We start from the raw sequence: 1,367 nt of genomic DNA, 5'->3' as shown, positions 1-1,367 counted from the left end.
TGCACGACCTCCTCCAGGTACACCTTGGTGAGCTCCGGTCGAATGACGCCCGCGGCCAGTCGTGAGGAGTCCAGCAGGTTGCCCACCAAACCGGTGAGCTGGTCGACGGATTCCTCGACGGTGGCCAGCAGTTCGGCGGTGTCATCCGGTGAGAACGCGACGTCGTCGGCGCGCAGACTCGACACGGCCGCCTTGGCCGCCGCTAGCGGGGTACGCAGGTCGTGGCTGACCGCCGACAGCAGGGAGCGGCGCAGTTCGTCGGTGCGCATCACGGCGTCGGCCCTCCCCGCTTCGACCGCCAATTCCTCCTGGCGTACCAGTCCCGCGGCCTGCCGCGCCACCACCGACAGCACCCGGCGGTCCCGGGAGGCCAACTGGCGGCCGGCCATCAACATCCAAAACTCGTTGTCGCCGACATCGATCGCGGTGTCGGCGAGAGCCACCGACATGCAGGGGTTCTCGCCGACCGAAGCGACGACCTCGGGCTGTTCGGGGGCCGCGGCTCCGCTCGGCACCCGTACCAGGCTCACCGAGCGTTGCGTGTAGGTCTCGCGCACCCGTTCCAGCAGGCTGTCCAGATCCGCTCCGCGCAGCACCGATCCGGCGAACAGTGTCATCAACTCGGCTTCCCGCGAGGCGCGGCCGGCTTCCCTGGCGCGTTCGGCGGCGCGGTCCACCAACCCCGAGACCGCGACCGCGACCAGCAGCAGCACGATTTCGGTGATCGCCGAATCGGTTTCGGCGATGGTGAAACTGTGTCGGGGGTCGATCAGGAAGTAGTTGAGCAGCAGGCCCGAGACCACAGCCGACAGCATTGCGGGGGCGACGCCGCCGAGGAGGGCGACCACCAGCACGCCGACGAAGAACAGCGCGCTCTCTCCGCCTAGGCGCAGCACCGGATCCAGCCATGCGGTTGTGATCCAGCAGACTAGCGACGGCACGAGCACCGCCGCTAGCCATGGCAGCACACGGCGTTGCCGAGCCGAGAGCGCTCCGCCGCGAAAGCCTTGCCCGGACTCTTCATGAGTCACTATGTGGACATCGATCTTCCCGGACAGCCGCACCACCGTCGCACCGATACCCTCGTCGAGCAAACGTGCCCAGCGGGACCGCCGCGACGTCCCGATCACCAGCTGGGTGGCGTTGACGTCCCGGGCGAAATCCAACAGCGCGGTCGGCACATCGTCGCCGACGACGACGTGCAGCGAGACGCCGAGGCTGGCCGCCAACTCGCGGATCTTGCCGATCCGGGCATCGGGCAAGGGCGAGCGCCCGTCACCGCGCAGCACGTGCAGCGCCAGCAACTCGGCGCTGGACTTCGACGCGATCCGCGAGGCTCGGCGGACCAGCGTCTCGGACTCCGGGCC

1 protein-coding gene is annotated in these 1,367 nt (G+C 68.9%); it reads right to left on the bottom strand.

What is annotated here, in order from left to right:
• The coding region (locus A5694_RS05270) for a DUF4118 domain-containing protein (RefSeq protein ID WP_131809513.1) at positions 1-1,367 on the bottom strand (1,367 nt) is incomplete at both ends.

It is taken from the genome of Mycolicibacter sinensis (assembly GCF_001667945.1).
GTDB classification, from domain to species: Bacteria; Actinomycetota; Actinomycetes; order Mycobacteriales; family Mycobacteriaceae; genus Mycobacterium; species Mycobacterium sinense_B.
The sequence above is the reverse complement of the archived record's forward strand: the minus strand, read 5'-3'. Positions and strand labels throughout refer to the sequence as shown.